The sequence below is a fragment of the Collinsella aerofaciens genome, from assembly GCF_039758965.1.
GTDB lineage: Bacteria > Actinomycetota > Coriobacteriia > Coriobacteriales > Coriobacteriaceae > Collinsella > Collinsella aerofaciens_BR.
The window spans coordinates 1-7,700 of sequence record NZ_JBDMSL010000038.1 but is presented as its reverse complement, the minus strand read 5'-3'; the positions used below and the strand labels follow the sequence as shown (position 1 = coordinate 7,700).

Below are 7,700 nucleotides of genomic sequence, written 5' to 3'. Positions count from 1 at the left end.
GATATACGCCGTGATGCGCGACCGGGTGCCCTACCGGGAGTAGCCCCGACGGTTGACAAAACTATAGGAACACCCAATGACTACCTTCCTCTGGTGTAAAAGGCGCGCCACGCTAAATGCCGGGTTTGTTATTCGTTTGTAAAGGCCGTGCTGCGCTTGCGGTAAGGGTCTATCAAATGCCCGTAAGAAACCGCAGCTGGCGCGGGCGCTGCCCGGTCGGGGCCGTATCTTTCCAAACAGCAAAGCGGGCAGGGTGCCCGCGAGTCGCATGTATGAAAGGAAGATCATGCTCGATCAGGCTTATTCTCGTCGTCAGTTCCTCGGCCTCGCTGGTGGTCTTGCCGGCATCGTCGGTCTCGGTCTCGTTGGTTGCGGCGGCTCCGGCGCATCCGACGCCGCCGACAAGGGTAGCGCTGCTGCCGAGTCCGTCTCCGGCGAGGTGACCTACGACGGTGCCTCCTCGTTCCAGGCTCTCGTCGAGGCTGCTGCCGAGAAGTTCATGGATGCCAACCCGGACGTCTCCGTTTCCGGCTCGGGCAACGGCTCGGGCAAGGGTCTGACCGCTGTCGCTGCTGGCACCGTCACCATCGGTAACTCCGACGTCTTCGCCGGGACCAAGCTCGAGGCCGACCAGGTCAAGAACCTCGTCGACCACGAGGTCGCCGTCGTTGGCATGGGTCCCGTCGTCTCCAAGAACGTGACGGTCGACGACCTGTCCCTCGAGCAGCTCAAGGGCATCTTCTCTGGCCAGATCACCAACTGGAAGGAGGTCGGCGGCGACGACGCCAAGATCGTCGTTCTCAACCGCAAGGCTGGCTCCGGCACCCGCGCTACCTTCGAGGCCGCCGTCTTTGGCGACGAGGTCGTCGACTTTAAGGGCGACGCCGAGCTCGACAAGTCCGGCGACGTCCAGACTCAGATGGGCAGCACCGACAACGCCATCTCCTACCTCGATTTCTCGCACTTCGATGACTCCAAGTTCAACGCCATCAAGGTCGAGGGTGTCGAGCCCAAGAGCAAGAATGTCACCGACGACTCCTTCAAGATCTGGGCTACCGAGCACATGTACTGCGCAAAGGACGCCGACGAGGCCACCAAGGCCTTCCTGGAGTTCATGCTCTCCGACGACGTCCAGGGCAAGCTCGTCGAGGAGCAGGGCTTCATCCCCGTCTCTGCCATGAAGGTCGTCAAGGACGCCAGCGGCAAGGTCTCTGCTAAATAAATAATCGCCCCGGAAAGGTTTGCAATGGCAAAACAGCTGCCAAAGCGCGATCTTGAGAACGTGGGCCTGGGCGTCACGGGCGCGTGCGTAGCGCTCGTGACGCTTGTCGTTGCCGCGCTCATCTTTATGGTCGCCCAAAAGGGCCTCTCGGCTTTTATCAAGGACGGCGTCTCGGTCGTCGAGTTCTTCACCGGCACCAAGTGGGACCTGGCCAACACGGCCAAAAACGGCCTGCCCTACACCGGCGCCCTGCCCCTGATCGTCACCTCGTTTGCGGTCATGGTGCTCTCCACGCTCATCGCGCTGCCCATCGCCATCGGCTCTGCCATCTTTGCGGTCGAGATTAGCCCTAAGTTTGGTTCCAAGATCTTTCAGCCGCTTATTGAGCTTTTGACCGGCATTCCCTCGGTCGTCTTTGGCCTGATCGGCTTTCACGTGGTCGTCGGTCTTATGAAGAGCGTTTTCCACGTGAGCACGGGCCTAGGCATCTTGCCCGGCGCCATCGTGCTGGCCGTCATGATCCTGCCGACCATGACCACGCTTTCGGTCGATGGCCTGCGCGCTGTGCCCGATAGCTACCGTCAGGGCTCGCTCGCGCTGGGCTACACCCGCTGGCAGACCATCTGGCACGTGGTGCTCAAGTCCGCCATGCCATCGCTCATGACCGCAGTCATCCTTGGCATGACGCGTGCCTTTGGCGAGACGCTCGCCGTGCGCATGGTCATCGGCGGCATCGAGGCCATGCCGACGTCGCTGCTGTCGCCGGCGTCCACCATCACCACCACGCTCACCACGTCCATGGCGGTCTATGCCGAGGGCACGGCCCAGGACGATGTCCTGTGGGCGCTCGGTCTGCTGCTGATGGGCATGAGCCTCATCTTCATCCTGATCATCCACCTTATCGGCCGCAAGGGGGCGAAGGCTCGTGGCTAGCACGCGCATCCATATCGACGAGGCGAGGCTCGGGTGTGTCCAAAAACAGGATCGCATCGCCACGGGCGTGCTGACGGCGATCGTCGCCATCGTCATGCTCATCGTCATCTCCATGGTGGCCTATATCCTGTTCGAGGGCATCTCGACGCTGTTCCAGCCGGGCTTTCTCACAGAGCCGTCGCGCGCCAACGGAACGCAGGGCGGCGTGCTCTACCAGCTGTTCGACTCGTTCTACCTGCTGCTGATCACTCTGATCATCTCGGTGCCCATCAGCCTAGGCGGAGCGGTCTTTCTGGTTGAGTACGCACCGGGCGGACCCATCCGTGACATCGCCTCCACCGCCATCGAGACGCTGTCCTCGCTGCCTTCCATCGTCGTCGGCATGTTCGGCTTTCTGGTGTTCTCGGTGCAGCTGGGCTGGAAGTACTCCATCATCTCCGGCGCCGTCGCGCTCACCATGTTCAACATCCCCATCCTGGTGCGCGTGATTCAGCAGGCGCTCGAGGACGTGCCGCAGGCCCAGCGTGATGCGTGTCTGGCTATGGGCCTCACCCGCTGGGAGGCCACGCTGCACATCTTGATCCCCGAGGCCATGCCCGCCATCGTGACCGGCATCGTGCTTTCGGCCGGCCGCGTGTTTGGCGAGGCCGCGGCGCTGCTCTTTACCTCGGGCATGAGCTCGCCGGTTCGCCTCAACTTCTTGAGCTTTAACCTATCGAGCCCTACCTGCGCCTGGAACGTGTTCCGCCCCGGCGAGTCGCTCGCCGTGCATATCTACAAGATCTATGGCGAGGGTAGTCCCGAGGCACAGCAGATCGTTTGGGGTACCGCGGCGCTGCTGATGATTTGCGTGCTGCTGTTTAACGTAATCGCCCGCATTGTGGGCAAGCAACTGGCAAGGAAGATGACGGCCGAATGAGCGAGATGAAAGCAACGCCCGCAACCGAAGCGGCATCGTCCGAGACCCAGGACTTCCTGTCGAGCGTGGGGGAGAGCGAGAGGCGCGTGCGCGTAAGCGGCAAGGCCGTGAGCGACGAGGTCGTGCTCTCCACCAAGGACGTCAACGTGTACTATGGCGACCACCATGCGCTGCACGATACGTCGCTCGACTTTCACAAGGGCGAGATCACGGCGCTCATCGGGCCTTCGGGCTGCGGTAAGTCGACCTTCTTGCGCAGCCTCAACCTCATGAATCGCGAGATTCGCGGCTGCCGCGTGGAGGGCGAGATCAACTACCGCGGGCGCAACGTGAACACCAAGGCCGAAAACACCTACGAGCTGCGTCGCTCCATTGGCATGGTGTTCCAGCAGCCCAACCCTTTCCGCAAGTCCATTCGCGACAACATCACGTTTGCGCCAAAGCGTCACGGCATTACCGACCGCGACGAGCTTGATCGCATGGTCGAGGAAAGCCTGCGTGGTGCGGCGCTGTGGGACGAGGTCAAGGACAAGCTCGACAAGAGCGCCTGCGCGCTTTCGGGCGGCCAGCAGCAGCGTCTGTGCATCGCGCGCACGCTGGCACTCAACCCCGACGTGATTTTGTTCGACGAGCCCTGCTCGGCGCTCGACCCCATCTCGACGTTGGCGATCGAGGACCTCATGTCGTCGATTGTTGGTGACCGCGCCATCGTCATCGTGACGCACAACATGGAGCAGGCGTCGCGTGTGTCCAACCGCACGGCGTTCTTCTACATGGGCGATATGGTCGAGTATGACGAGACTGACGAGATTTTCCAACGGCCCAAGGATAAGCGGCTGAATGATTACCTCACCGGCATGTTCTCCTAGTCCGGGACATGCTTGAGGCCCGCGGCGGCCACGGTTGCCGCGGGACTGATTGGAGAGGCGGGTCATCTCTTGCGGGAGATGGCCTGCCTTTTTGTGTCGTGTGCGGCCTGCCTTTTCGCTGCTATCATGGACAACGTTGAATTTCTACGAAGGAGCAAGGCATATGGCGATTCTTTTGGGATGCGATTCCGTCAGCCTAGAGTTTCCCACCAAGCATATTTTCGATAGCGTTACGCTCGGCGTGGGCGAGGGCGACCGTATTGGTATTGTCGGTAAAAACGGCGACGGTAAGTCGACGCTGCTGAGCGTGCTCGCCGGCACGTTGGAGCCCGACGACGGCCGCGTGACGCACCGCCGCGACACGACGATCGGATTGCTCGGCCAAAAGGATAACCTGGTCGATACCGACACCGTGCATCATGCCGTCGTCGGTGACACGCCCGAGTACGAGTGGGCCTCGAGCCCGCGTACGCGCCAGATTCTGGCCGGCCTCATCAGCGATGTGCCCTGGGAGGGCACGGTGGGCGAGCTTTCGGGCGGTCAGCGCCGTCGCGTGGACCTCGCGCGCCTGCTGATCGGCGACTATGACGTGCTCATGCTCGACGAGCCTACCAACCACCTGGACATGCGCACCATCAACTGGCTCGCGCGTCACTTAAAGGCCCGCTGGCAGCGCGGTCAGGGCGCCATGCTCGTGGTCACGCACGACCGCTGGTTCTTGGACGAGGTCTGTACCAGTATGTGGGAGGTCCACGATGGCCAGGTCGATCCCTTCGAGGGCGGTTACTCCGCATATATCCTTCAGCGCGTGGAGCGCGACCGCATGGCCGCCGTTACCGAGGAGCGCCGTCGCAACATGGCGCGCAAGGAGCTCGCGTGGCTGAGCCGCGGCGCCCAGGCTCGTTCCACCAAACCCAAGTTTCGCGTGGATGCCGCTCGCGAGCTGATCGCCGACGTGCCGCCCGTGCGAGACGAGCTGGAGCTCAAGCGCCTCGCCGTGAGCCGCTTGGGCAAGCAGGTCATCGATGTCATCGACGTGGATGCCGGCTATGCGGATACCGATGGCGCTCCCAAGCAGGTGCTCACCGATGTGACCTGGCTCATTGGTGCGGGCGACCGCTATGGTCTTTTGGGCGAGAACGGCGCCGGTAAGTCGACCTTGCTCGACGTGATCCAGGGCAAGATTGAACCCACGCGCGGCCGTGTAAAGATCGGCCAGACAGTGCGCTTTGGCGTGCTGTCGCAGCAGCTCGAGGAGCTCGAGCCCTACATGGGCGACACGATTCGCGAGGTGCTCAGCAACTATAAGAAGTACTACGTCATCGACGGCAAGGAGACTTCGCCTGAGAAGCTCTGCGAGCGTCTGGGCTTTACGACGCAGCAGCTCTGGAGTCGCATCGGCGATCTTTCGGGCGGCCAGCGCCGTCGCCTGTCGCTGCTACTGACGATTCTGGACGAGCCCAACGTGCTCATCCTGGACGAGCCTGGCAACGACCTGGATACCGACATGCTCGCGATTGTCGAGGACCTGCTCGACGGCTGGCCCGGCACGTTGATTCTGGTGACGCACGACCGCTTTTTGATGGAGCGCGTGACCGACCAGCAGTGGGCGCTGCTCGACGGCCACCTGACACATATGCCCGGCGGCGTGGACCAGTACCTGCGCCTGTGCAACGCTACCGCCGAGGGCGAGCCCGTGGGCGCGCCGAGCGCTAAGACCGGCACGTTCGACACCGGTACGGCGGCGGCTGCTGCCGACAAGCCCAAGTCGAGCGGTCAGCCCAACGGCCTGTCCAACGCCGAGCGTCAGAAGCTTCGCCGCGAGGTGAGCTCGCTCGAGCGCAAGATGGAGACGCAGCGCGCCCGCGTGGAGGAGGCCGAGGCCGCCATGGCTCAGGTCGATCCCACCAACTACACGGCGCTCGGCGAACAGCAGGCAAAGATTGACGAGGCCCATGCCGCCATGGACGAGCTGGAGATGGCGTGGCTCGAGGCGAGCGAGAAGCTCGAGGGCGAGGAGTAGGCGAGGATGATCAAAGCCGCGTTTTTCGATATCGACGGCACGCTGCTGAGCTTTAAGACGCACCGGATTCCGGCGTCGGCGCAGCAGGTGCTCGACAGCTTTCGCGAGCAGGGGATTGCGTGCGTGATCGCCACGGGCCGTCCGACCTACCAGATGCCGGACTGGCTGTTTGACCTGGGCTGGGATGCGTACATTACGCTTTCGGGCCAGCACTGCTTTGATGCCGAGGGGGTTTACCGCAGCTGTCCGATCGATCCGGACGACGTTGCGGTGATTGTGGATCAGGTGGCGCAGGGGCGCTACGACTCGCTGTGCATGCAGGGCGAGAACTCGTTTGTGAACCGTCTGTCCGAGCGCGTGGTGACGGCTGGCAGCAACGCGGGAATCGTCTACCACGAGGAGCCGTTTGAGCATGCCTTTGACGCGCCGGTCTATCAGTTCTGTGCCTTTGTTGACCCAGTTGACGAGCATATCGTGACCGATGCCGTGTCGCATTCGCTCACCACGCGCTGGTGCGACCTGTTCTGCGACATTATTCCGGCCAACGGCGGCAAGGACCTGGGTGTGGCGGCGACGCTGGAGCGCCTGGGCATCGACGCGAGTGAAGCGATTGCCTTTGGCGACGGCGAGAACGACCTGTCGATGTTCTCGGCCGTGGGCACAAGTGTGGCCATGGGCAACGCGCAGGATACCGTGAAGGCCGCGGCGACCTATGTGACGACTGCCGTGGACGACGACGGCATCTACAACGCCGCGAAGTACTTTGGACTGTTATAGCTGCGGCTCGGCACTTGGGGACGTTCCTTATCTGCCGGCACCTGGGGACACTCCTTGCGGGGCGTCCCCATTTTGTTTTCGTCCCGCACGTTTTGTGAAACACGGCTAACTTTTAGGCAAAGTAGTAAGACATGGGCAACTTTTGCGGTAAAGTAAGCTGTGAAAAGTATCCAAAGGCTAACTAGCAATCATCGCGAAAGGCGGCCCATGGCCCTACGTGAATCCGGAGAAGACTATCTCGAATCGATCTACGTTCTGTCGGAACGTCAGGGCATCGTGCGCTCGATCGACGTTGCGGAGTACCTCGGCGTAACCAAGGCGAGCGTTTCCAAGGCCATGGCGACGCTGGAAAGCAACGGCTATGTCGAAATGGGCAAACGAGATGTTCATCTGACAGAGCGCGGTCTGGAGGTCGCGCGCCAAATGTGGGAGCGCCACTGCTTTTTCGTGGGGCTTTTGGAGGATGCAGGCGTATCGGCCGAGGTGGCGTCGCAAGAGGGCTGCCACATGGAGCACTGCCTGAGCGAGGAGAGCTTCGAGAAGCTGAGGGCGATGCTGGGACGGGACGGTGCTTCGGCGCCAATAATGACCGACTAGCACTCCCGCAGCGGCGCGCCTCCCGCGCCGGAACGGCGCGGGACAGCGACCGAGACGAGTGGTCCCACCAACTAAGTCCAACTCAGACAAGGAACCCCACCAGCAAGCGATGCCCAAGAACCGCCAGCAACGTTACCGCAGGCCGGGGCCGGGCTTGGTTTTGAAAACATTCCGCACTGATATTTTCTGTATTGAAGACGTCGATGATGCACCCGTATACCATTGACGTCGACACCATCAGATGCGGACCGCGCGGTGACCCCACATTCCGCTGGCGCCCACAGGGCTGCCCTCGTTTCCTGACATGTCCCGCGCGGGCCGCGGCGAGCCGAGACCGCCGCATGACCTAATAGGAGCATG

7 protein-coding genes are annotated in these 7,700 nt (G+C 62.1%); all 7 read left to right on the top strand.

Features of this window, described 5'->3' with window-relative positions:
• The first annotated feature begins 286 nt into the window (after nt 1–286).
• The 7 genes from ABHU32_RS09735 (at nt 287) to ABHU32_RS09705 (ending at nt 7,340) form a co-directional block, all read left to right on the top strand.
• Entirely contained in the window at nt 287–1,222 is a 936-nt protein-coding gene (locus ABHU32_RS09735) for a phosphate ABC transporter substrate-binding protein (protein ID WP_346979790.1), read from the top strand.
• A gap of 24 nt (nt 1,223–1,246) precedes the next feature.
• Complete coding sequence (gene pstC, locus ABHU32_RS09730; RefSeq protein ID WP_346979789.1) at nt 1,247–2,155, top strand: phosphate ABC transporter permease subunit PstC; 909 nt, start codon at nt 1,247–1,249, stop codon at nt 2,153–2,155.
• The gene (gene pstA / locus ABHU32_RS09725) at nt 2,148–3,074 is read left to right on the top strand and encodes a phosphate ABC transporter permease PstA (protein WP_346979788.1); all 927 of its coding nucleotides are present in this window, start codon (nt 2,148–2,150) and stop codon (nt 3,072–3,074) included. Before pstC ends, pstA begins: the two co-directional genes overlap by 8 nt.
• Entirely contained in the window at nt 3,071–3,943 is an 873-nt protein-coding gene (gene pstB / locus ABHU32_RS09720; RefSeq protein WP_346979787.1) for a phosphate ABC transporter ATP-binding protein PstB, read from the top strand. Before pstA ends, pstB begins: the two co-directional genes overlap by 4 nt.
• A gap of 163 nt (nt 3,944–4,106) precedes the next feature.
• Nucleotides 4,107–5,966, top strand: coding sequence for an ABC-F family ATP-binding cassette domain-containing protein (locus ABHU32_RS09715; RefSeq protein ID WP_346979786.1), 1,860 nt, complete (start codon nt 4,107–4,109; stop codon nt 5,964–5,966).
• Between the two features lie 6 nt (nt 5,967–5,972).
• Entirely contained in the window at nt 5,973–6,743 is a 771-nt protein-coding gene (locus ABHU32_RS09710) for a Cof-type HAD-IIB family hydrolase (RefSeq protein WP_271730921.1), read from the top strand.
• Nucleotides 6,744–6,950: 207 nt separating this feature from the next.
• A complete protein-coding gene (locus ABHU32_RS09705; RefSeq protein ID WP_343000608.1) occupies nt 6,951–7,340 on the top strand; it encodes a metal-dependent transcriptional regulator in 390 nt (129 codons plus the stop codon).
• The last annotated feature ends 360 nt before the right edge of the window (nt 7,341–7,700 follow it).

Coding starts and splice junctions, on each gene's coding strand:
- ABHU32_RS09735 (WP_346979790.1), top strand. CDS start 287: ATGCTCGATCAGGCTTATTCTCGTCGTCAGTTCCTCGGCCTCGCTGGT.
- pstC (WP_346979789.1), top strand. CDS start 1,247: ATGGCAAAACAGCTGCCAAAGCGCGATCTTGAGAACGTGGGCCTGGGC.
- pstB (WP_346979787.1), top strand. CDS start 3,071: ATGAGCGAGATGAAAGCAACGCCCGCAACCGAAGCGGCATCGTCCGAG.
- ABHU32_RS09715 (WP_346979786.1), top strand. CDS start 4,107: ATGGCGATTCTTTTGGGATGCGATTCCGTCAGCCTAGAGTTTCCCACC.
- ABHU32_RS09710 (WP_271730921.1), top strand. CDS start 5,973: ATGATCAAAGCCGCGTTTTTCGATATCGACGGCACGCTGCTGAGCTTT.
- ABHU32_RS09705 (WP_343000608.1), top strand. CDS start 6,951: ATGGCCCTACGTGAATCCGGAGAAGACTATCTCGAATCGATCTACGTT.